At 69.1% G+C, this 21,222-nt stretch carries 20 protein-coding genes; 14 read left to right on the forward strand and 6 right to left on the reverse strand.

The features are described from left to right. Positions 1–152: 152 nt before the first annotated feature. Positions 153–494 (reverse strand): DMT family transporter, encoded by a 342-nt coding sequence (locus tag J2848_RS16765; RefSeq protein WP_149232339.1) that lies wholly within the window; start codon positions 492–494, stop codon positions 153–155. Then, positions 491–1,657: an SDR family oxidoreductase gene (locus J2848_RS16770; RefSeq protein ID WP_149232338.1), complete on the reverse strand. Its 1,167-nt coding sequence runs from the start codon at positions 1,655–1,657 to the stop codon at positions 491–493. Before J2848_RS16770 ends, J2848_RS16765 begins: the two co-directional genes overlap by 4 nt. Before the next feature lie 270 nt (positions 1,658–1,927). On the opposite strand from J2848_RS16770, the gene J2848_RS16775 reads away from it, so the two are divergent. From J2848_RS16775 to J2848_RS16800, 6 genes are all read left to right on the forward strand, one after another. Continuing rightward, positions 1,928–3,055 (forward strand): ABC transporter permease, encoded by a 1,128-nt coding sequence (locus J2848_RS16775; protein ID WP_149232337.1) that lies wholly within the window; start codon positions 1,928–1,930, stop codon positions 3,053–3,055. A 12-nt stretch (positions 3,056–3,067) separates the two neighbouring features. After that, positions 3,068–3,814 carry an ABC transporter ATP-binding protein gene (locus J2848_RS16780; protein WP_149232336.1) on the forward strand — a complete coding sequence of 249 codons (747 nt, stop codon included), beginning with the start codon at positions 3,068–3,070 and terminating at the stop codon, positions 3,812–3,814. Then, positions 3,801–4,769, forward strand: a complete 969-nt coding sequence (locus tag J2848_RS16785) for an HlyD family secretion protein (protein ID WP_149232335.1) — start codon at positions 3,801–3,803, stop codon at positions 4,767–4,769. The genes J2848_RS16780 and J2848_RS16785 overlap by 14 nt, the downstream gene beginning before the upstream one ends. After that, complete coding sequence (locus J2848_RS16790) at positions 4,766–6,214, forward strand: efflux transporter outer membrane subunit (protein WP_149232334.1); 1,449 nt, start codon at positions 4,766–4,768, stop codon at positions 6,212–6,214. The genes J2848_RS16785 and J2848_RS16790 overlap by 4 nt, the downstream gene beginning before the upstream one ends. A gap of 109 nt (positions 6,215–6,323) precedes the next feature. After that, positions 6,324–7,013 carry a response regulator gene (locus J2848_RS16795; protein WP_149232333.1) on the forward strand — a complete coding sequence of 230 codons (690 nt, stop codon included), beginning with the start codon at positions 6,324–6,326 and terminating at the stop codon, positions 7,011–7,013. After that, on the forward strand, positions 7,010–8,095 hold the full coding sequence (locus J2848_RS16800) for an ATP-binding protein (protein ID WP_149232332.1): 1,086 nt from the start codon (positions 7,010–7,012) through the stop codon (positions 8,093–8,095). The genes J2848_RS16795 and J2848_RS16800 overlap by 4 nt, the downstream gene beginning before the upstream one ends. Before the next feature lie 16 nt (positions 8,096–8,111). On the opposite strand, the gene J2848_RS16805 is transcribed toward J2848_RS16800, so the two are convergent. Further along, a complete protein-coding gene (locus J2848_RS16805) occupies positions 8,112–8,816 on the reverse strand; it encodes a GntR family transcriptional regulator (RefSeq protein WP_170307087.1) in 705 nt (234 codons plus the stop codon). 286 nt (positions 8,817–9,102) lie between these two features. Between J2848_RS16805 and speB the strand changes: the two genes are divergently transcribed. From speB to J2848_RS16840, 7 genes are all read left to right on the forward strand, one after another. Continuing rightward, entirely contained in the window at positions 9,103–10,149 is a 1,047-nt protein-coding gene (gene speB, locus J2848_RS16810; RefSeq protein WP_149232330.1) for an agmatinase, read from the forward strand. 91 nt (positions 10,150–10,240) lie between these two features. After that, entirely contained in the window at positions 10,241–11,098 is an 858-nt protein-coding gene (locus J2848_RS16815) for a transporter substrate-binding domain-containing protein (protein ID WP_149232329.1), read from the forward strand. A 101-nt stretch (positions 11,099–11,199) separates the two neighbouring features. Next, positions 11,200–11,907: an ABC transporter permease gene (locus J2848_RS16820; RefSeq protein ID WP_149232328.1), complete on the forward strand. Its 708-nt coding sequence runs from the start codon at positions 11,200–11,202 to the stop codon at positions 11,905–11,907. Continuing rightward, a complete protein-coding gene (locus tag J2848_RS16825) occupies positions 11,904–12,638 on the forward strand; it encodes an ABC transporter permease (RefSeq protein ID WP_318604587.1) in 735 nt (244 codons plus the stop codon). The genes J2848_RS16820 and J2848_RS16825 overlap by 4 nt, the downstream gene beginning before the upstream one ends. Next, positions 12,635–13,465, forward strand: a complete 831-nt coding sequence (locus J2848_RS16830) for an ABC transporter ATP-binding protein (RefSeq protein WP_149232326.1) — start codon at positions 12,635–12,637, stop codon at positions 13,463–13,465. The genes J2848_RS16825 and J2848_RS16830 overlap by 4 nt, the downstream gene beginning before the upstream one ends. 139 nt (positions 13,466–13,604) lie before the next feature. Next, complete coding sequence (locus J2848_RS16835; RefSeq protein ID WP_246193952.1) at positions 13,605–14,999, forward strand: aspartate aminotransferase family protein; 1,395 nt, start codon at positions 13,605–13,607, stop codon at positions 14,997–14,999. A gap of 4 nt (positions 15,000–15,003) precedes the next feature. Then, entirely contained in the window at positions 15,004–16,599 is a 1,596-nt protein-coding gene (locus tag J2848_RS16840) for a gamma-glutamyltransferase family protein (protein ID WP_149232325.1), read from the forward strand. A gap of 190 nt (positions 16,600–16,789) precedes the next feature. Here the strand turns inward: J2848_RS16840 and choX are convergent, their stop codons facing one another. Then, a complete protein-coding gene (gene choX / locus J2848_RS16845; protein ID WP_246193951.1) occupies positions 16,790–17,800 on the reverse strand; it encodes a choline ABC transporter substrate-binding protein in 1,011 nt (336 codons plus the stop codon). 55 nt (positions 17,801–17,855) lie between these two features. Further along, entirely contained in the window at positions 17,856–19,397 is a 1,542-nt protein-coding gene (gene betC / locus J2848_RS16850) for a choline-sulfatase (RefSeq protein WP_149232324.1), read from the reverse strand. A gap of 111 nt (positions 19,398–19,508) precedes the next feature. On the opposite strand from betC, the gene J2848_RS16855 reads away from it, so the two are divergent. Next, positions 19,509–20,486 (forward strand): choline sulfate utilization transcriptional regulator, encoded by a 978-nt coding sequence (locus J2848_RS16855; RefSeq protein WP_149232323.1) that lies wholly within the window; start codon positions 19,509–19,511, stop codon positions 20,484–20,486. Positions 20,487–20,511: 25 nt separating this feature from the next. Here the strand turns inward: J2848_RS16855 and J2848_RS16860 are convergent, their stop codons facing one another. Continuing rightward, positions 20,512–21,219 carry an ABC transporter ATP-binding protein gene (locus tag J2848_RS16860; RefSeq protein ID WP_149232322.1) on the reverse strand — a complete coding sequence of 236 codons (708 nt, stop codon included), beginning with the start codon at positions 21,217–21,219 and terminating at the stop codon, positions 20,512–20,514. Positions 21,220–21,222: the final 3 nt, after the last annotated feature.

Raw genomic sequence — 21,222 nt, forward strand, 5'->3', positions numbered from 1 at the left:
TTCGCGCCGCTCCCGCTGCGTCGCCTCCTCATGGAATGTATCCAATTCCGGGCTTTGTGAACTGCGCTGCGCTTCAGGAGGCCCCCTCTGCCGGGAGGGAGCGGTGCAGTGTCGGCACCGGCCGGCTTCGCCCCACCCCCGTCCGCCGGCGGTCATGCGGCAGGCGGTCCCATCGCGCTGGCGAGGATGAGCACGCCGAGCGCGATCAGGCCCATTCCCATCAATGCCTGCGTGTCCAGCCTCTCGCCGAACAGGCACCAGCCGCCGATGGCGGCGCCGGCCATGCCGAACCCGGCCCACACCGAATAGACGAGCGAGACAGGAAAGCGCTGGAGCGAGGCCGACAGCAGCCAGAAGGACAGTCCATAGCCGGCGGCCACGACGGCCAGCGGTCCGATCCGGGTCATGCCGTCCGACGCCTTCAGGGCGATCGTGGCGCTGATTTCCGCCAGGATCGCCAGGGCGAGCAGACCGTAGCCCACCGCCGCGGTCATGCCGCCACCGGCTTCGGCAGGCTTTCCGGAACGCCGTCGAACATCCCGAGATCGTCGGCGAACTGGTCGATGATCGACAGGCCGCTGGGCGCGGACAGGCAGGCCGGCAGATACTCCGCCAGCGTCGGCGGCAGCGCGAAGCCTTCGGCGGCCAGACGGTCATTGTCGAAGGCGACGCCGAGCGTGCTGAACTGGTAATAGGAGCGCATCGCCCGCAGCATCGCGAGTTGCAGCGGCCCGCCGAGGCCGAACGCCATCTCGAAGCGGGCGCGGAGAATCTTCCAGTCCCCGGCGTCGAACCGGCTGTAGTCGCGGGGACCGCCCTGGGGGTCGCAGCGCTCGAAGGCGGCGGCCAGATCGCTCCAGCGCGTGCGTTTGCGCAGCCCGGCGGAAAGGTGATAGCTGTCGTAGGCCAGTTCCGGCTTCAGCATCAGCCCGACCAGAACCTCGGCGGTCCAGTCGACGGGAACGACGTCGATGCCGCCGTCAAGGTCGCCCGCCACCAGACGCAGCCGGTCGCCGGCACGGAACATCCAGAAGATGCTGCTGCTGGGGATGCAGCCGAGCGTCCGGTGGCCGGTGACGATCGATGGGCGCACCATCACGGCCGGCAGGTCGGCGAACTCGTGCCGCAGCATCGCCTCGGTCGCCGCCTTGGTCCGGGTGTAGGGCACGATATGCTCGGCGGCCGGGGCCGGCGCATCCGCTTCCCGGACCAGCGGCGGCGGGTTGCCTCCGCAGATCATCGCGGTGCCGCCGTAGAGGAAGCGGCAGAGGTTCGGCATCCGCCGGGCGCGCTCCGCCAGGGCGCGGGTGCCCTCGACATTGACGCGGTGGCAGTGCTCCTGCGCCCGGAAGGAGGTGTCGGCGGCGAGATGCAGGATGTGGGTGACCGCATCCAGGCGGCGGTCCTCCAGGCTCGGCGGGGCGGTGATGTCGCCGACGACGATCTCGACGCGCCCGATGGCCTCGCGGGCGGCCTCGGCGGCCATGAAGCGGGACAGGTTTTCCAGCAGCCGGGCACGGGCACGGGCCGCATTGCTGCCGCGGACGAGGCAGATCCAGCGGGTTTCCGGGCGGGCTTCCGGATGGCTGCCGAGGCCGTGGGCGAGCACCGCGCCGCCGATGAAGCCGGTGGCGCCGGTCAGGAGAACGGTCGTCATGTCCAGATGGTCCTTCGTCAATGGGGAGATCAGGGCTGCGTCGCGATCCGGCGACGGTGGCTGGCCGACGATGTCCCATCGCACTGTGCAGATTGTGTGGAGCGTCCGTCGATGCCCGGTCGGCTCCCGGATCCCCACCCTTCCCCGCCCTTTCCTCCCTCGCCCGCCCCCCTTGCCCGGCATCTCTGCACGATCTTGACACTTGCCCGACCGCAGCTTGACGGCCTGCGGGCATCTGTCTTCCGCGCATCGCGTGGAAAGGTTTTCTCGATGGTTTCGCTCGCTCGACAGACACTCGTACATGAATGGAAGCGCTTCGCCGCGGCGATCCTGACCCTGGCCTTCTCCGGCCTGCTGATCCTGGTCCAGGTCGGCCTGCTGCTGGGGCAGCTCGACGCCTTCACCCTTCCGGTGACCCGCGCCCGGGCGGATCTGTGGGTCACGGCGGCGAACATCCGCAGCTGGGACCAGTCGACCATCGTCCCGGCCCGGAGCGAGGGATTGTTCTGGTCGCACCCGGCCATCCGCGACGTCCGCGAGATGGCGATCGGCTATGCCGACTGGAAGACGGGGAACGGCACGCGCCAGAGCGTGATGGTGGTCGGCGTCCCGCTCCAGCCCGGCGCGCTTGCCGGATTCCAGGGAGTCCCGGCCGAAACCCTGGCCATCCTGTCCCATCCCGACAGCGTGGTGGTGGACGCCGCCGATATGGACAAGCTGGGGGCGGAGGTCGGCGGCACGGCGGAGATCGCCGGAAAGCGCGTGACCGTCGGCGGCATCGTCCATGGCTTCCGCAGCAACCTGATGCCGCTGGTCTTCGCCTCGCCCGCTTCGCTGCGGCAGATCGCCATGGACGGCGGGACCGGCGGCCCGCCCTATTTCCTGCTGAAGCTCGATCCGCGCTTCGATGTCGCGACCGTCCGCGACCAACTCGAAGCCGCCGACACCGCCGACAGCTACGCCATCGCCACGCCGGACGAGCTGACCTGGATGTCGGCGCGGTTCTGGCTGGAGGAGTCGGGGGCCGGCACCTCCTTCGGCTTCTCGATGCTGCTGGCCCTGCTGGTCGGCGTCGGCGTGACCGGCCAGACCCTGCGCGGGGCGGTGATCGCCTCGCTGAAGGAATATGCCACGCTGCGCGCGCTCGGCGTCCGCGTCGGCCAGCTGCGCGCCATCGTCCTGGAGCAATCGCTCTGGGTGGCGCTGGCCGGCAACGTCGCGATGTTCGCGATCGCCGCCGCCCTCTGCGGCGTCGCCTGGTTCCTCGACATTCCGCTGGTGATGAGCCTTTGGCTCTGCGCCGTCACCAGCCTGTTCGTCACGGCCATCGCCTGCGTCTCCGGGCTGCTCTCGCTGTCGGTCCTGTACCGCAGCGAACCGGCCGACCTGCTGCGATAAGGACACCCCAAGATGCTCGTTTCCTCCGACACGCCGGCGCTCGCCGCCCACGGCCTGTTCAAATCCTACAGCAGCGGCGACAGCCGGATGGACATCCTGAAGGGTATCGACCTGACGGCGCGCTGCGGCGAGCTGACCCTGCTGATGGGACCGTCCGGTTCCGGCAAATCGACGCTGATGGCGGTGCTGGCCGGCCTGTCGCGCCCCGACCGGGGACGGGTCGACATTCTCGGCCAGCCCACCGGCTGCCTCGGCGACGACGAGCTGACCGCGATCCGCCTGCGCCATTGCGGCTTCATCTTCCAAAGCCCGAACCTGTTCGGTGCGCTCGATGCGCTGGATCAGGTCCGTCTCGTCCTGCAGATGACCGGCACCCCGGCGGCGGAGATCGAGGCGCGGGCTCGCCGGGCGCTGACCGAGGTCGGGCTGGCCGACCGCGCCCATCTGAAGCCGGCGGCGCTGTCCGGCGGCGAAAAGCAGCGCGTCGCCATCGCGCGCGCCCTGGTGAAGCGCCCCACCCTGCTGTTCGCCGACGAGCCGACCTCGGCGCTCGACCGCTACAACGGCGACATGGTCACCCTCATCCTGCGCCGCATCGCCCATCTGCACCGGGCGGCGGTGCTGTGCGTCACCCATGACAGCCGCCTGATCGCCCATGCCGACCGCGTCGTCACCATCGAGGACGGGCGCATCCTGTCGGACGAGCGGACCGGCTGCGCCCCTTCTCCTGACCGGGTATCCGACAATGCCGCGCCTTAAGAAAATCATCCTGGCCGGACTGCTGTCCGTGGCCGCCGGTTCGGGCATCGGGGCGGTGTATTCCGCGGTGGTGGCGGACGAGCCGCAAGCCGGGACCGCCGTAGACGGCCAGCCTCTGTCCGTCGGCCTGCCGGTCGTGGCCGCCGGTCGCGGCCGTGTCGATGTCGATGGCGGCATGATCCAGATCGCCGCCCAGCGGGACGGCGTCATCACGGACATCTTCGTGGCGGAAGGTGCCGACGTGCGGGCCGGCGACCTGCTGGCGCGCCAGGACGACCGCACCGCCCGCGCCGCCCTGGAGGAGGCCAAGGCCGCGCTTGCCGAGACGGTGGCGCGCGGCGGCCCCCTGCGGGTCCGCATCGCCGCCAGCCGGCGGGAGCGCAACCGTCTCGACCGCCTGCGCCGTGACGGCGCCGAGGCGTCGAGGCTGTATGACGAGGCGCAGAGCCGCCTGGAGGAGGCCGAGGCCGACCTCGCCGCCCATGATGCGGCTCTCCGCCTCGCCCGCGCGCGCGTCGCCTCGGCGGAGATGGAGATTGCGCAGCGCGAGGTCCGGGCCCCCGTCGATGGCCGGATCGTCCGGCTGCTCGCCCGCCCCGGCAGCGGGGCCTCGACCCTCAACGTCTCGACCCTGTTCACCCTGGTGCCCAACGAGCGCTTCATCCTGCGCGTCGACATCGAGGAGCGCCTGATGCGGCAGGTCGTGCCGGGCCAGCCGGTGACCATCCAGTTCGACAGCGCTCCGGAGCCGGTTTCCGGCGAGGTCCTGCGGATCGGCCAGATCCTGGGGCAGCGCAGGCTCGACCCGAGCGATGCCCAGCAGCGTGTCGACGAGCGCGTGGTGGAGGCGATCGTTTCGCTGCCGTCGGGCAGCGGGCGGCGCTATCTGATCGGCCAGCGCGGCCTTGCGAAGTTCCTCCCGTCCCCCCGGAGCGGGCAGGAGGGGCGGTCGTGACCATCACCGGCAAAGCACCCCGCCCGTCCACCCGGCTCGCCACCCTCTGCGGCATCGCCCTGCTGTCCGGCTGTTCGCTGGCGCCGCCCTATGAACGTCCCACGGCGCCCATTCCGGCGAGCTATCAGCCATCCCCGGCCGCACCCGGCGCGGCACCCGACAAGGCACAGGCGGCGGCCCAGTGCATGCGCCATCCCGATCCGCGGCTCGAACGCCTCGTCGCGGCGGCGCTGGAGCACAACCGCGACCTGAAGATCGCCATGGCCCGCGTCGAGGAGGCGCGGGCGCTGAACGGGCTTCAGTCCGCCGCCCGCCGTCCCGCCGTCGCCTTCGAGGCGACGAGCACCAATCCGGCCCGGGACAACGAGTCCGCCCATCAGGCCGGGCTCGCCCTGTCGGCCTACGAGCTGGATTTCTTCGGCAAGGCGAAGAGCCTGTCCGATGCGGCCCTGCACGAGTTCCTGGCGACCGGGCAGGCGCAGCGGACGGTCCGCGTCAGCCTGATCGCCGAAGTGGCACGGACCTATATCGTGGAACGCGCCGCCGACGCCCGCGCCGCGCTCGCCCGCCACGCCGTCGCGTCACGGCGGAAGGCCGTCGCCCTGATGGACCACCGGCTGGCCGCCGGTGCCGCCTCGCCCCTGGAGGTGCAGCAGGCGAAGACCCTGGTCGCCGCCGCCGAGGCGGAGCTGATCGAGCAGGAGCTTTCCCGCGAGCGCGCCGCCAACCAGCTGTCCCTGTTGACCGGATATAGCGATGCCGCAACCGGCCCGGAGGATGCACGCTCCGCTCCGGCTTTCGGCACCGACGCCTTCGCGGCCGGCTGGGGGCCGCTGCAACCGGGCCTGCCGTCGGAGCTGCTGGCGGCACGGCCGGACATCATGGCGGCGGAACAGCGGCTGATCGCCGCCAACGCCCAGATCGGCGCGGCACGGGCCGCCTTCTTCCCGTCGATCCGCCTGACGGCGCTGGGGGGCGTCGCCTCCAACGACCTGCGTTCGCTGTTCACGGCGGGCAGCGCCGCCTGGCAGTTCGTCCCGCAGCTGAGCCTTCCCCTGTTCGACGGCGGGCGGAACCAGTCCAACCTCGATCTGGCGAAGGCGCGCGAGACCATCGCCGTGGCCGACTATGAGCGGACGATCCAGATCGCCTTCCGGGAGGTGTCCGACGCGCTGGCCGGCCAGACCCTGCTGGAGCGCGATGTCGCCTCCCGCAGGACGCTGCGCGATCTGGAGGAGAGGCGCCATGCCCTGGCCCTGAAACGCTATCGGGCCGGCGCCGTCGGCTATCTCGACGTGCTGGACGCGGAACGGAGCCTGTTTGCCGCCGATCAGGCCCTGCTCGACGCCCAGCGGGGCCGTCTGGAGAATGCCGTCACGCTCCATCGCGCGCTGGGCGGCTCCATTGGCAACTCCCTGGGCGGCTGCCGGCCGGCATCAGGGTAAAACCGGCCCTTGTACCACGGACCGGATGGAGCGAAGTCTTGGCTGCAATTCTGGGGAACCCTGCCGGGCCGTGTGGCCGCCGGATGGTGTCGGGAAGACGAAGGACGACATGAACGCATTGGTTCTGGTTGCCGAGGATGAACCGGAGGTCGCCCGGATCATCATGGGCTATCTCGATCGCGAAGGGTTGCGCACGGTCAGGGCGGAGAACGGGCAGATCGCCCTCGATCTCCATCAGCAGCTGAAGCCCGACCTCGTCATCCTCGACGTGAAGATGCCGAAGCTGGACGGCTTCGAAGTCCTGGCCGGCCTCCGCCGCCGGGGAGATACCCCGGTGATCATGGTCACCGCGCTCGACGAGGATCTGGACAAGCTCCAGGCGCTGCGGATCGGGGCCGACGACTACATCGTCAAGCCCTTCAATCCGCTGGAGGTCGTGGCCAGGGTGAAGGCGGTGCTGCGCCGGGCGATGGGCCGGAGCGACAGCGCCGTGATCCGGGTCGGTCCGGTCGAGATCGACCTGACCGCCTATGCCGTCAATGTCCAGACCGGCGACGCACGGGTCCGCGTCGACCTCACGGCGACGGAATTCCGCATCCTGTCGCATATGGCCCGCCAGCCGACCCGCGTGTTCAGCCGCGCCGAGCTGATCGACGCCTGCCTGCCGGAAAGCGACACGCTGGAACGGACGATCGACACCCATGCCAGCAACATCCGGCGCAAGTTGCAGGCTGCGGGGCTCGCCGCCTTCTTCGAAGGGGTGCGCGGCGTCGGCTATCGGCTGACCGCCGCGCCATGAAGCCGATCAAACCGCTGAACCGCCAGCTGGTGACGGCGATGGCGGGCGTGACCGGCCTCGCGCTGGTGCTGATGTGCGCCGGCATGTTCCTGTTCTACGCCTTCATCTATTTCCGTTTCTTCGGTCCCGAGGGGCTGGAGGATATGCCGGAGCCCGACAGCTATTGGCCGTCGCCCGCCGAGTGGGTCGCCTTCCTCACGCTGTGGGCCGTCGGGCTGGCGGGCGCCATCCTGGCGGCGATGCGCTTCGCCAACCAGCTCATCCAGCCGCTGGATGCGGTCGCGACGGCGGCGCGGCGGATCGCCACCGGCGATCTCGGCGCGCGCGCCGCGCCGACCAGGGCGTCCTTCGCCGAGACCCGCCAGCTGATCGAGGATTTCAACCACATGGCCGGCCAGCTGAGCCGGGCCGAGGCGGAGATGCGGGCCTGGCACGCGGCGGTCGCCCATGAGCTGCGCACCCCGCTGACCATTCTGCGCGGCCAGTTGCAAGGCTATGTCGACGGCGTCTTCATCCCCGACACGCCGTCCCTCCGGACCCTCCTGACCCAGGTCGAGGGGTTGGGCCGGATCGTCGACGATCTGAAGATCCTGACGCTGGCGCAGAACGGCCGGCTGGAACTGCGGTTAGAGCCGATCGATCTGGCGCAGGAGGTCGTTTCCGTGGTGACGGCCATCGGTCCCATGCTGCAACTGGCCGAGGTCTCGGTCAGGCTGGACCTGGGAGCCGTGGTGGTCGATGCCGACGGTGCGCGCATCCGCCAGTCGCTGGTGGCGCTGCTCGACAATGTCCGGCGCCATGCGGCCCCCGGCGAGGTGGTGATCGAAACCCGCGTGACCCGCGACCATGCCATCCTGCGCGTCTGCGACAACGGCCCCGGCCTGCCGGAGGAGGCCGCCACCGGCATCTTCACCCCCTTCTGGCGCGCCGACGAATCCCGGTCGCGCCGGACGGGCGGCAGCGGTCTGGGGCTGGCGGTGGTGAAGGCGATCGCGGAGGCGCATGGCGGCGGCGTGTCGGTGAAAGCCTCCGACCCCCATGGCGCGACGTTCGAGATCCAGCTGCCGATGCAACGCAGGTGAGGCGGCGGAGCCCCCGTTACAGGCCGCTCGCCGCGCGGCGGAGGTCGAGCAGTTCCTGCACCTTGGCCATGTTCTCCAGGCTGTGTTCGACATGCAGCCTTGCCGCCGTGCCGGCGGCCACCCGGTCGCGGGCGAAGATGGCGTTGGCGATGGCCTGGTGCTCCTCAAGCCCGGCATCCTTGAGGTCGATCCACAGGATCTCCAGCAGCAGCGCCAGCTGGAGCTGTTCGTAGACCTGTTCGGTCACCCGGATCAGCACGTCGTTCCGGGTGATCTCCGCGATCACCCTGTGGATGCGCAAGCCCAGATCCAGCACGCGGGCCGCGTCCACGCGGCTTCCGGCCATCGACAGGTTCAGCGCCTCCATCTCCTCGATGATGGCGCGGATGCGGGCGAAATCCTCCTCCGTCGCGACGTCGCAGGCGATCTCGGCGGCGCAGACATCCAGAACCTGCCGCACCACCAGGAGGTTGCGCACGGTCGGCAGATCGACATCGACCACGCTGTAGCCGACATTGCGTTGCCCGACGACCAGCCCCTCCTTCTCCAGCTTCATCAAGGCTTCGCGCAGGGGGGTGCGGCTGACCCCCAGCCGTTCGGCGAGCCGGCTTTCCGACAGCCGTTCGGACGGGCGCAGGCGGCCCGACAGGATCATCGCCTTCAGCTCCTTGTAGGTCTTCTGGCGAACCGACTGGTCCGATCCGGTCTTGTCCTCAGCCATCGTCGCCCCACCCGTCCCTTTCGCTGACCCGCACCCTTGATAGGGCCTGTGCGGCATCCAGGCAAGCCGGCCGCAAAGCCGCTTGCACTCGCATCCAATATTGGATACGATTTTGTATCCAACAAGGGTGAACGGCAAGAAATCCTTGATCGGCAAAGAATTAGAAGAGCCGGCAATGCTGCCGGCCATCGACACCGGGGAAGCGGAACCACAGTGCAGGCGTCACGGGCTTTGACAGGCGGCCGCATGGGCATCGAGCCCGGCGGCGCCAACAGAGGAGACGTGCGTGTTCGATCACCGCAAGCTGGAACGATTGCGGGCGCGGTACTCTCATTCCCGCGGGGATGAGGTGGCGAACCCGGCCTTTGCCAAGGTGGCGTCCGAGGTTTTCAAGGATGGCGACGTCCGGCAGGCTCCCTATGCCGGGATCGCAACCCTGCTGAAGGCGCCCTACCGGCCGGAGGTGGCGCCCGACTTCATCGGGATCGACATGGCGCTCTACGGCATTCCCATGGATCTGGGCGTGACCAACCGCTCGGGCGCCCGCTTCGGCCCACGCGCCGTGCGCGGTGTCGAGCGGGTCGGGCCTTATGAGCATGTCCTGGGACTGGTTCCCTCCGGCGACCATGTGGTGGTGGATGTCGGCGACGTCCCCTTCCGCAGCCGGTTCGATCTCGCCCAGGCCCATGAGGACATCGAACGGTTCGTCGCCGCGATGGTGGCGGCCGGGACCGTGCCGCTGGGGGTGGGAGGCGACCACTCCGTCACCCTGCCGGTCCTGCGCGCGATCGGCCGCGACCGTCCCGTCGGCCTGATCCACATCGATGCCCATTGCGACACCGGCGGGTCTTTCGAGGGCTGCAAGTTCCACCATGGCGGGCCGTTCCGTCAGGCGGTGCTCGACGGCGTGCTCGATCCGGAACGCACGATCCAGATCGGGATCCGCGGCAATTCCGAATATCTCTGGGACTTCTCCTACGAGTCCGGGATGACGGTGATCCATGCCGAGGAGGTGGAGCTGATGGGGGTGCGCGCGGTGATCGACCGCATGCGGCGGGTCGTCGGCGACGGGCCCACCTATGTCAGCTTCGACGTCGACGGCCTCGATCCCGCCTTCGCCCCCGGCACCGGTACCCCGGAGGTCGGCGGCCTGACCTCGGCCCAGGCGCTGGCCATCCTGCGCGGAGCGGTCGGCCTCGACGTCGTCGGCGGCGACGTGGTGGAGGTGGCGCCGCAATATGACCCCACCAGCAACACCGCACAGGTCGCCGCCCAGGTGCTGTTCGAAATCCTGTGCCTGACCGCCGTCGCGCGGAACCGGTCCCGGATTTGAAAGCCATGAAATGCCAAGACCGGAAGCGGGACCAAACCCGCATCAACAAGAAACAATCCTGAAAACAGTCCACTGAACAGGGACAATCACGATGAAGACTCTGATCCTCGCCTCGACGCTGCTGCTCGCCGCGGTGTCGGCCACCATCGGCAGCGCCGCCACTGCCACCGCGCAGACCAAGCCGGCGGCCATCACCATCGCCACCGAAGGCGCCTATGAACCGTGGAACTTCACCACCCCCGGCGGCAAGCTGGACGGGCTGGAGATCGATCTCGCCAACGACCTGTGCGCCCGGATGGCCGTCCGCTGCACCATCGTGGCGCAGGATTGGGATGGCCTGATCCCGGCGCTGAACGCCCGCAAGTTCGATGCGATCATGGCGTCGATGATCGTGACGGAAAAGCGCCTCGCGGTCATCGGCTTCAGCGAGCCCTACGCGCCGACCGCCGCCGCCATCATGGTCGAGAAGACCAGCCCGCTCGCCAGGCTGCCGGGCACCGGCACCACGGTCGATCTGGGCGGCGACCCCGCCAAGGTGAAGGCCGCACTCGACCCCATCGCGGCGCAGCTGAAGGGCAAGTCGATCGGCACCCAGACCGCCACCAGCAACACCACATTCCTGGAAAAATACCTCAAGGACAGCGTGACGGTCCGCGAATACAAGACCACCGAGCAGCATGACCTCGACTTGCAGGCCGGCCGCATCGACGGCGTGGTCGCCCAGAAAAGCTCGCTGACCGCCCTGCTCGCCAAGCCCGACTACCAGGCCTTCACATTGGCCGGTCCGACCTTCGTCGGCGACGTGTTCGGCAAGGGCATCGCCGTCGGCCTGCGCAAGGACGACACCGTCCTGAAGGAGATGTTCGACAAGGCGATCCTGGCCGCCAAGGCCGACGGCACCATCGACAAGCTGGCCCAGAAGTGGCTGAAGACCAGCCTGATGAACTGAGGTCTCCCTGCGCCCGCGGCCACGCGGGCGTCGTGCCGCTCCTCCGGGGCGATCCTGACGTGCCGCCCCTCCGGAGCGGTCCTGGACGGAGCACCACATCGATGCACCTGTTCGACCTTTTCCTGGGGCCGGACGGCTGGGGCGTTCCCCTGCTGGCCGCGGCCCTGATGACGGTGGCCCTGTCCATTTCCGGGCTGGCGGTCGGGGCGCTGCTGGGCGCGCTGCTGGCCTATGCCCGCATCGCCGGCGGCCTCCTTGCCAGGACGGCGGCCGATGCCGTCACCACCGTGCTGCGCGGGGTTCCCGATCTGCTGGTCATCTACCTGTTCTATTTCGGCGGCAGCCAGATCCTGTCCTGGATCGGCAATGCCGCCGGCTATGACGGCTTCATCGGCCTGCCGGTCTTCCTGACCGGCGTGCTGGCGCTGGGCGTGGTGTCGGCCGCCTATCAGGCGGAAGTCTTCCGCGGCGCCTTCACCGTCATCCCGCGCGGCCAGATCGAATCCGCCCGCGCCGCCGGAATGGGATCGCTGCTGATGTTCCGCCGGGTCCTGGCTCCCCAGATGATCCGCCATGCCCTGCCCGGCCTGGGCAATGTCTGGCAGCTGATCCTGAAGGACTCCGCCCTGATCTCGGTGATCGGGCTGGTGGAGCTGCTGCGGGCCGCCCAGGTCGGGGCGGGATCGACGCGGGAGCCCTTCCTGTTCTATTCGGCGGCGCTGCTGCTCTATCTCGCCATCACCTCGCTGTCCGGACAGGCTTTCCGCTGGGCGGAAATCCGGTCGCTCCGCCCGTTCAGGAGGGGATGATGGACCTGTCCTTCATGCAGGCGACGCTGCTGACCCTGCTCGGCGGCCTGCCCCTGACGCTGCACCTCACCGCAAGCTCGATCCTGCTCGGCGGCGCCGGCGCGCTGGTGCTGGCGCTGATGCGGACATCGGGCATCGTACTGCTGTCGGCTCCTGCGCGCGCCTATGTCTTCGTCTTCCGCGGCACGCCGCTGCTGATCCAGCTGTTCATGATCTATTACGGCCTGGGACAGTTCCGCCCCGCCCTTCAGGATCTCGGCCTGTGGAGCTTCTTCCGCGATCCCTATTTCTGCGCCGTGCTGGCCATGGCGATGAACACCGCCGCCTATTCCAGCGAGATCATCCGCGGCGGGCTCGCATCGGTGCCGCCCGGCGCGCTGGAGGCGGCATCCGCCTGCGGCATGCGTCCGCTGATGCGCCTGCGGCGGATCGTGCTGCCGCTGGCGATCCGTCAGGCGCTGCCCGCCTATGGCAACGAGCTGGTGCTGATGGCCAAGGCGACCTCGCTCGCCTCCACCATCACCCTGATGGAGGTGACCGGGCTGGCCGGCAAGATGATCGCCCAGACCTACCGGGCGGTCGAGATCTTCGCCTGCGCCGGCCTCATCTACCTCGCCCTGACCCTGATTCTGACCCGCGCGGTCCTGCTGCTGGAATGGTGGCTGTCGCCCCGGCGTCCCCGCCGCCAGCCTGCGCCACCGACGATCTGCACCACCGGAGAACCCGCATGACGGCGACGCACGCCCTCCCGCCGCAGGCTGCCGCAACACGGAACGGCACGCCCCCTTGGCCGGTCGAGAAGATCGCCGTCCTCGACCTGCACAAGAGCTTCGGCTCCATCGAGGTTCTGAAAGGCATCTCCTTCACCGCCAACCAGGGCGACGTCGTCGCCATCCTCGGGTCGTCCGGGTCGGGAAAATCGACCCTGCTGCGCTGCGTCAACTTCCTGGAAACCCCCGATGCCGGCGAGATCATCGTCTGCGGCGAGAATGTGCGGATGCGCCGCCGCCGCGACGGCCGGCAGGCTCCCGCCGATCCGGCCCAGCTGACGCGGGTGCGCACCCGTGCCTCCATGGTCTTCCAGAGCTTCAACCTCTGGCCCCACATGACCATCCTGGAGAACGTTATCGAGGCCCCGGTGCATGTCCAGCGCCGCCCGCGAAAGGACTGCATCGAGGAGGCCGAAGCCCTGCTCGACAAGGTCGGGCTGGCAGCCAAGCGCCACGAATATCCGGCGGTGCTGTCGGGCGGGCAGCAGCAGCGCGCCGCCATCGCCCGCGCGCTGGCCAGCCATCCCGAGGTGCTGCTGTTCGACGAGCCGACCTCCGCCCTCGACCCGGAACTGGTGGGCGAGGTGCTGAAGGTCATGCGGGCGCTCGCCGAGGAGGGCCGCACCATGCTGGTGGTCACCCATGAGATGGGCTTCGCCCGCCATGTCTCGACCCGCAGCCTGTTCCTGCACCAGGGCCGGGTGGAGGAGGAGGGAGCGTCGGCGGAGATGTTCGCCCATCCCCGCACCGACCGCTTCCGCCAGTTCATCCAGCGGAGCCAATCCTGAGAAAGAACCTTTGAGGCTGGACCCATGACCCTGGATCCCGGAGCCCGACCCAAGATGGCGGTTCCGCAGGTCCGGGGCTGTATACGATATTGGATACCAACCGAACCACAGACCGGCACGGCCGGCGGGAGAGACGGAGATGACGATGATCGGCGGCAACGACCGGCGGGCGAATTCGCTGGAGGCGCGGGATGTCGCGACCATCCTGCACCCCTACACCAACCCGGTCGTCCATGAGGCGGACGGCCCGCTGGTGCTGGCGCGCGGCGACGGCATCCATGTGATCGACAGCGAGGGCAACCGCTATGTCGAGGCGCTGGCCGGCCTGTTCTGCGCCTCGCTCGGCTTCAGCGAGAGCCGGCTGGTCGAGGCGGCGCACCGGCAGATGCAGGCCCTGCCCTTCTACCACAGCTTCGGCGGCCGCTCCCACGAACCGGCCATCGAGCTGTCGGAACGGCTGATCGCGATGGCGCCGGTGCCGATGTCCAAGGTGTTCTTCGCCAACTCCGGCTCGGAGGCCAACGACACCGCCATCAAGCTGGTCTGGTACTATCACAACGCCATCGGCAAGCCGCGGAAGAAGAAGATCATCTCCCGCCAGCGCGCCTATCACGGGGTGACGGTGGCGTCCGCCAGCCTGACCGGCCTGCCCTACACCCACAAGGCGTTCGACCTGCCGCTCGCCGGCATCCTCCACACCGACTGCCCGAGCCTCTACCACCATGGCCTGCCCGGCGAGACCGAGGAGCAGTTCGCCACCCGCTGCGCTCAGTCGCTGGAGGCGCTGATCCTGGGCGAGGACCCCGACACCATCGGCGCCTTCTTCGCCGAACCCCTGATGGCGTCGGGCGGCTGCATCGTTCCGCCGGCGACCTATTACGAGAAGATCCAGGCGGTTCTGCGCAGATACGACATCCTGCTGATCGCCGACGAGGTGATCTGCGGCTTCGGCCGGCTCGGCACCCTGTTCGGCAGCGAGGCCTTCGGCCTGAAGCCCGACATGATCTCGATGGCCAAGCAGCTGTCCGCCGGCTATCAGCCGATCTCCGCCCTGATGGTGAACGAGACGATCTACGGCGCGGTCCGCGAGCAGGGTGGTGCCATCGGCACCTTCGGCCACGGCTTCACCTACAGCGGTCATCCGGTCGCCACCGCCGTCGCGCTGGAAACCCTGAGGATCTACGAGGAACGCGACATCCTCGGCCATGTGCGCGCGGTCGCCCCGGTGATGCAGGCGGCCCTGGACGGGCTCGCCGGCCATCCCCTGGTGGGTGACAAGCGCGGCATGGGCCTGATCGGCGCGCTGGAGATCACCAGCGACAAGGCGACGAAGACGCCGTTCGATCCGGCGCTCGGCGTGGCGGCGAAGGTCGGGAAGTTCGCCCAGGCCCGCGGCGTCATCACCCGGGCGATGGGCGACATGATCCATCTCTGCCCGCCGCTGATCATCACCGCCGACGAGATCCGCGACGTGGTTGCAAAGATCGGCGGCGCGCTGGACGATACGCTGAGCTGGCTGGAACGGGGAAACTGAGACGATGCGCGATTTCGAAGTACCGGGCCGCTCGCTCGCCATGGGGCGCAACGGGATGGCGGCGACCTCCCATCCCGCCGCAACGCTGACGGCGGTCGAGATCCTCAAGGCCGGCGGCAGCGCGATGGATGCCGCGGTGGCGGCCTGCGCGGTCCAGAGCGTGGTCGAGGCGGGCTCCACCGGCATCGGCGGCGACTGCTTCGCCCTGATCGCTCCGCAGGGCGGGACCGACATCCGCGCCTACAACGGCTCCGGCCGCACCCCTGCGGCGATGACGCTGGAACGCCTGCGGGCGGCGGGCGTCACCGGGATCGAGCGGCAGTCCCCCCACGCGGTCACGGTGCCGGGCGCGGTGGAGGCCTGGTCACGGCTGGTCGCCGACCATGGCCGCCTGCCGTTGAGCGAGGTCTTCGCCCCGGCCATCGCCCTGGCGCGCGAGGGCTATGTCCTGACACCGCGGGTGTCGCACGATCTGGCCCAGCAGGCCGACCTGATCCGCAAGGATCCGGCCGCCGCCGCCACCTTCCTCGTCGAAGGCAAGGCCCCCGCCGCCGGCAACGTGCAGACCCAGCCGCTGCTGGCCGACACGCTGGAGGCCATCGGACGCGAGGGGCCGGACGCCTTCTATCGCGGCGCCGTCGCCGAAGACATGGTGGAGTTCCTGCGCAGCGTCGGCGGCTTCCACAGCCTGGAGGATTTCGCCGCGGCCAAGGGCGAGTATGTGACGCCGATCCGGACCGACTATCGCGGCCGAACCGTCCATGAATGCCCGCCGAACGGCCAGGGCATCATCGCCCTGATGATCCTGAACATCCTGAAGCGCTTCTCGCCGTCCGGCGATCCGCTCGGTGCCGACAATCTGCATGTGGAGATCGAGGCGACGCGGCTCGCCTATGCCGCGCGCGACGCCTTCCTGGCGGATCCGGCACATGCAAAGACCTCGATGGTCGAGCATCTGCTGTCCGATGCGCTGGCCGACGATCTGGCCTCCCGCATCGATCTTGGCCGTGCGCTGGAGACCAGCGGAGTGTTCGACGGCGTCGAGCACAAGGACACCGTCTACATCGCCGTGGTCGACAAGGACCGCACCGCCGTCAGCTTCATCAGCTCGATCTTCCATCCCTATGGCAGCGGGCTGATGGCGCCGCGGTCGGGCGTGCTGTTCCACAACCGGGGCCAGAGCTTCTCCCTGGTCGACGGGCACCCCAACAGGGTGGCGCCGCGCAAGCGGCCGATGCACACCATCATTCCGGGCATGGTCACCGAAAACGGGCGCGTCAGCCTGACCTTCGGCGTCATGGGCGGGCATTACCAGGCGATGGGCCACGCCCATTTCCTGTCCAAGCTGTTCGACCATGGCCTGGACCTCCAGAGTGCCATGGACCTGCCGCGCCTGTTCCCCTTGCCCGGCACCCGCACCGTCGAGGCCGAGGCGGCGATCCGCGACAAGGCGGGACCGGAGCTGACCCGCCGGGGCTTCACCGTGAAGGCCCCCAACTGGGCCATCGGCGGAGCCCAGGCCATCGCTATCGACTGGGAGAACGGAACCCTGACCGGTGCGTCCGATCATCGCAAGGACGGCTGCGCGCTGGGTTATTGATCGCCGGCGTGGGGAGCGGGGCGACGGTCCACATCCCCCGCCCCTGCCGGCCTCATCGCAAGCCGGAGGGCCCCCGCATATAGTGGCGTTCGGGCCGGTAGGCCGGCCGGAACCAGGACGGGAAGCGGGCCCGGATCCATGCGCGCAACGCTGCCAGCATGGCTGTTCGTCTCCTTATCGTCGGGTTGCGTCACTTCAGGCCCAAGGCCGCGCGCACCGCCGGGGCGGCATCCTTGCCGTCGCGGGTCGATACGCCGGCCAGCCAGGGGCCGAGAAGGTCGGGATGCGCCTTCAGGTAGCCGGCCGCGGCATCCTTGGGCGCCTGCTTGTCTTCCGTGATGGCGGCCATGATCTCGTTCTCCATCCCAACGGTGAAGGCGAGCTGGCTGAACAGGCGGTGGACATTCGCGCATTCGCTGCCGTAGCCCCGCCGGGACAGCGTGTTGACCGTGGTGCTGCCGTAGTTCGGACCGAAATAGGCGTCGCCGCCGCTGAGATAGGTCATGTCGATCCGGGTGTTCATCGGGTGCGGCTGCCAGCCGAGGAAGACCACCCAGTCCTTGCTGCGTGTCCGGCGCATCGCCTGCGTCAGCATGGCCTGCTCGCTCGATTCGACCAGGGTCCAGCCTTCCAGTCCGAAATCCTTCTTGTCGAGCATGCGCTTGATAATCTGGTTCGCCGGCGCGCCCGGCTCGATCCCATAGATCTTCTTTTCGAAGCGGTCGCCGTAACGGGCGAGGTCGGCGAAACTGCGCACGCCGGCATCGGCCACCGCGGTCGGCACCGCCAGGGTGAATTTGGCGTTCTCCAGGTTCGGACGCACGATCTCGACGGATTTCTCGGCGATCAGCTTGTCGAGGAAGGTGGATTGCGCCGGCATCCAGTTGCCGAGGAATACATCGATCTGCCCGGTCTTCAGCGCCTGGAAGATGATCGGCACGGCGACCGTCTCGATCTTCTGCTGGTAGCCCAGCGCGCCCAGCAGCGCTCCCGCCACCGCATTGGTTGAGGTGATGTCGGTCCAGCCCGGATCGGCCATCCTCACCGTCTGGCAGCTGGCCGGTTCCGCCGCCGCTGCCGTCCCGGATGCCGCTCCCGATGCCACCAGCAAACCGGCCGTCACCCCGATCGCGGCCGCCAAGCCGGCTAGTGCCGCACGCCCCATCGCCAAACCGCCCATTGCAACCCCCAGTGCCTGCATGATGCTGTCCCTCCTGTCGGGTGATGGTCGACGTCCGGCAGGCCGGCGCGCCGTCTTACTGCGCAGGGTTGCCGGGGCGCGGGAAGCGCGCCATGGCTTCCAGATCGTCGAGATCCAGATGGTTGCGCATATAGCTGGTGCCAGCGTCGGTGAAGGGCTGGAAATCCCAGGACGTGTGCCGCCCCCGCCGCAGCGCGTCGGCCACCAGGAGCCGCCGCTGCTGACTGGCGACGACCTCCTCATGCAGGCGCGTCAGGTTCCAGCGCTGTTCCACCTCGGCGCGGTAGCCCCGCAGGGCCTCAGCCGCCTCCGAACCGGCGGCCGGCTGTTCGGCCCGGTTCACCAGCTCGTCCGGATCGTCGGACAGGTCGTAGAGCTGGTCGGGATCGGCCGGCGAATGGATGAATTTGTCGGGACCGCGCCGGATCATCACGATCGGGGCCACCGCACCTTCGCCGAGATATTCGCCGATCACCTCGTCGTGCCCGCCGCTGCGCTGAAGGTGCGGCAGCAGGCTGCGCCCGTCGACCGGCGTCCGCAAGCCCGGCGCCGCCCCGTCATGGGCGAGGTCGACCAGGGTCGGCAGCAGATCCATCGACGAGACGGAGGCGGCGACCCGCCCGGCCTGGAACCAGCCGGGCGTCCGGATGATCAGCGGAATGCGGCAGGCGGACTCGAAGAAGCTCATCTTGTACCACAGCCCGCGTTCGCCCAGCATGTCGCCATGGTCGGACAGCAGGACGACGATGGTGTCGTCGGCCAGGCCGGTTTCCTCCAACACGCCCATGATCCGGCCGATCTGGTCGTCCACATAGGCGACGGAACCGTAGTAGGCGCGGCGGGCGTTGTGGATCTGCCGGTCGCTGAGCGGCATCTCGTCCATCGCACAGACATGGCGCAGCCGCCGCGAATGCGGGTCCATCGCCTCCGGCGCCAGGGTGACGCGCGGCATCGGCACCTCCGCGTCGGTGTGGCGGTTCCAGTAGCGTTCGGTGATGGCGTAGGGATCGTGCGGGTGGGTCAGCGACACCACGAAGCCGAAGGGCCGTTCCCGCCGGCCGCGGGCGAGGTCGTACAGCTTGCGCTCGGCGGTGAAGACCACCTCCTCATCGAAGTCGAGCTGATTGGTGCGCAGGCAGGGCCCGGCATCGCGCACGGAACTCATGTTGTGATACCAGCTCGGCCGCTCCATGGGCCGGGTCCAGTCCGGCGTCCAGCCGAAATCGGCCGGATAGATGTCGGTGGTCAGCCGCTCCTCGAAGCCGTGCAACTGGTCGGCCCCGCAGAAATGCATCTTGCCGGACAGGATGGTCTGGTAGCCGGCCAGCCGCAGGTAATGGGCGAAGGTGGGAACGGCGGAGGGGAATTCGGCGGCGTTGTCGTAACCGCCGATCGCCGAGGGCAGGCGTCCCGACAGGAACACATAGCGCGAGGGGGCGCAGAGCGGGCTGTTGCAGTAGGCGCTGTCGAACACCACGCCGCCCTCCGCCAGCCGGTCGATGTGCGGCGTCCGCACCGTCGGGTTGCCGTAGGCGCCGAGCGCCTGCGGGATCATCTGGTCAGCCATGAGGATGAGGATGTTGGGGCGCCGTGCCATATCCGCCTGCTTCATACCGTGTGTGGACAGATCGTGCGATCGGGATAGAATTCACGCACCCGGCAGGGGTCGTGAAGCCCCTGTCTGATCATGCCGGTATGAAGGGTGCTCATGGGAAAGGACCGCCTGCCGCCGCTGCGCACCCTGCTTTTCTTCGAGGCGGCCGGCCGGCTGCTCAGCTTCAGCGCCGCCGCCCGCGAGCTTGCCTGCACCCAGTCGGCCGTCAGCCACCAGATCGGCTGGCTGGAGGCGGAACTGGGGACGGCACTGTTCCGCCGCCTTCATCGCGGGGTCGCGCTGACGCCGGACGGCGTGCGGCTTTACGAGGCGACGCGGGAGGCGCTGGACGGCATCGGCGATGCGGTGACCCACATCCGCGACAGGCAACGGCCGGGCGTGCTGAACGTCGCCACCGATTTCGGCTTCGCCGCCGGCTGGTTGCTGCCGCGCCTCGGCGCCCTGCGCCAGCTTCTGCCCGAGCTGGACGTGCGGATCGTGACGATGCAGAGCGCGATCGACCTGCGCCGCGAGGCGGCGGACATCGCCATCACCTTCGGTCACGGCCATTGGCCCGGCTGCGAGGCGGAACTCCTGTTTCCCGAACGGGTCCTACCGGTCTGCAGCCCTGCCTTCCGGGCGAGCCGGGCCCCGTTCTCCGCCAGTGGGGGCGCCGGCGGGACCGCCGACCCGGCCGATCTGGCGTCGCTGCCGCTCCTGCATCTGGAAAGCCGCGGGCCGGCCGCCTGGCTGGCCTGGGGAGACTGGTTCTCCCTGCACGGGCTGGCGGTGCCGGCCGGCGGCCAGGATCTGACCTTCAACAATTACCCTCTGGTCCTGCAGGCTGCCCTGATGGGCCAGGGGGTGGCGCTGGGATGGAGCCCGCTGATCGATGACCTGATGCGGGACGGGCATCTGGTCGCCCTGCTCGACCGGCCGGTCCAGACGGAACGGGGCTATTTCCTCGTCACTGCCAGCCGGCGCAAGCCGGATGAGCGTCGCGACCGCTTCCGCCGTTGGGTGATCGAGGAAAGCCGCCGGAGCGACGGCCGCGGGACCAGCGACCGGATATTCACTCCCGCCATCGGGTGACGGGACATCGGATCGGCCCGCCGGATCATACGGCGACCATCTCCATCAGCCGGGCGCGGTCGGCGGGCGAGGCCGCCTCGCCATGCAGCGTGATGCGGCCCCGTTCCACCGCATAGAATCGGTCGGCGACATCCAGGGCGCGGTGGATGTTCTGCTCCACCAGCAGGATGGTCAATCCCGCCCGCTTCAACTCGGTGATGATCGCGAAGATCTCGTCGACGATCATCGGCGCCAGACCTTCCGTCGGCTCGTCGATCAGCAGCAGTCTGGCGGTCCCCACCATCACGCGGGCCATCGCCAGCATCTGCTGCTCGCCGCCGGACAGGGTGGTGCCGAGCTGCCGCCGCCGTTCGGCCAGCCGGGGGAAGCGGGCGAAGGCCCGTCCGATCGCCTGTTCGTTCTCCCGCCGTGCCCGGCCGGGGCATTGCCGCAGCCCCAGCCGCAGATTCTCCTCGACGCTGAGGCCGGGGAAGATGCGGCGGTCCTCCGGCACCAGCCCAAGCCCGAGGCGGGCGATCGCGTCGGGCGTCTGCCCAGCCAGATCGACGCCGCCGAAACGGATCGCGCCGGAACTGGCCGGCACCCAGCCGGCGATGGATTTCAGGATGGTGGTCTTGCCGACGCCGTTGCGGCCGAACAGCCCGACCACCTCGCCCGGCCCGGCATGCAGCGACACCCCTTGCAGGACATGGCTGAGGCCGTAATGCGCGTGCAGATTCTCGATGGAAAGCATGGG

The sequence above is a fragment of the Azospirillum lipoferum genome (assembly GCF_024170005.1).
GTDB classification, from domain to species: domain Bacteria; phylum Pseudomonadota; class Alphaproteobacteria; order Azospirillales; family Azospirillaceae; genus Azospirillum; species Azospirillum lipoferum.

Coding starts and splice junctions, on each gene's coding strand:
- J2848_RS16765 (WP_149232339.1), bottom strand. CDS start 494: ATGACCGCGGCGGTGGGCTACGGTCTGCTCGCCCTGGCGATCCTGGCG.
- J2848_RS16770 (WP_149232338.1), bottom strand. CDS start 1,657: ATGACGACCGTTCTCCTGACCGGCGCCACCGGCTTCATCGGCGGCGCG.
- J2848_RS16775 (WP_149232337.1), top strand. CDS start 1,928: ATGGTTTCGCTCGCTCGACAGACACTCGTACATGAATGGAAGCGCTTC.
- J2848_RS16780 (WP_149232336.1), top strand. CDS start 3,068: ATGCTCGTTTCCTCCGACACGCCGGCGCTCGCCGCCCACGGCCTGTTC.
- J2848_RS16785 (WP_149232335.1), top strand. CDS start 3,801: ATGCCGCGCCTTAAGAAAATCATCCTGGCCGGACTGCTGTCCGTGGCC.
- J2848_RS16795 (WP_149232333.1), top strand. CDS start 6,324: ATGAACGCATTGGTTCTGGTTGCCGAGGATGAACCGGAGGTCGCCCGG.
- J2848_RS16800 (WP_149232332.1), top strand. CDS start 7,010: ATGAAGCCGATCAAACCGCTGAACCGCCAGCTGGTGACGGCGATGGCG.
- J2848_RS16805 (WP_170307087.1), bottom strand. CDS start 8,816: ATGGCTGAGGACAAGACCGGATCGGACCAGTCGGTTCGCCAGAAGACC.
- J2848_RS16815 (WP_149232329.1), top strand. CDS start 10,241: ATGAAGACTCTGATCCTCGCCTCGACGCTGCTGCTCGCCGCGGTGTCG.
- J2848_RS16820 (WP_149232328.1), top strand. CDS start 11,200: ATGCACCTGTTCGACCTTTTCCTGGGGCCGGACGGCTGGGGCGTTCCC.
- J2848_RS16825 (WP_318604587.1), top strand. CDS start 11,904: ATGATGGACCTGTCCTTCATGCAGGCGACGCTGCTGACCCTGCTCGGC.
- J2848_RS16830 (WP_149232326.1), top strand. CDS start 12,635: ATGACGGCGACGCACGCCCTCCCGCCGCAGGCTGCCGCAACACGGAAC.
- J2848_RS16835 (WP_246193952.1), top strand. CDS start 13,605: ATGACGATGATCGGCGGCAACGACCGGCGGGCGAATTCGCTGGAGGCG.
- J2848_RS16840 (WP_149232325.1), top strand. CDS start 15,004: ATGCGCGATTTCGAAGTACCGGGCCGCTCGCTCGCCATGGGGCGCAAC.
- choX (WP_246193951.1), bottom strand. CDS start 17,800: ATGCAGGCACTGGGGGTTGCAATGGGCGGTTTGGCGATGGGGCGTGCG.
- betC (WP_149232324.1), bottom strand. CDS start 19,397: ATGGCACGGCGCCCCAACATCCTCATCCTCATGGCTGACCAGATGATC.
- J2848_RS16855 (WP_149232323.1), top strand. CDS start 19,509: ATGGGAAAGGACCGCCTGCCGCCGCTGCGCACCCTGCTTTTCTTCGAG.
- J2848_RS16860 (WP_149232322.1), bottom strand. CDS start 21,219: ATGCTTTCCATCGAGAATCTGCACGCGCATTACGGCCTCAGCCATGTC.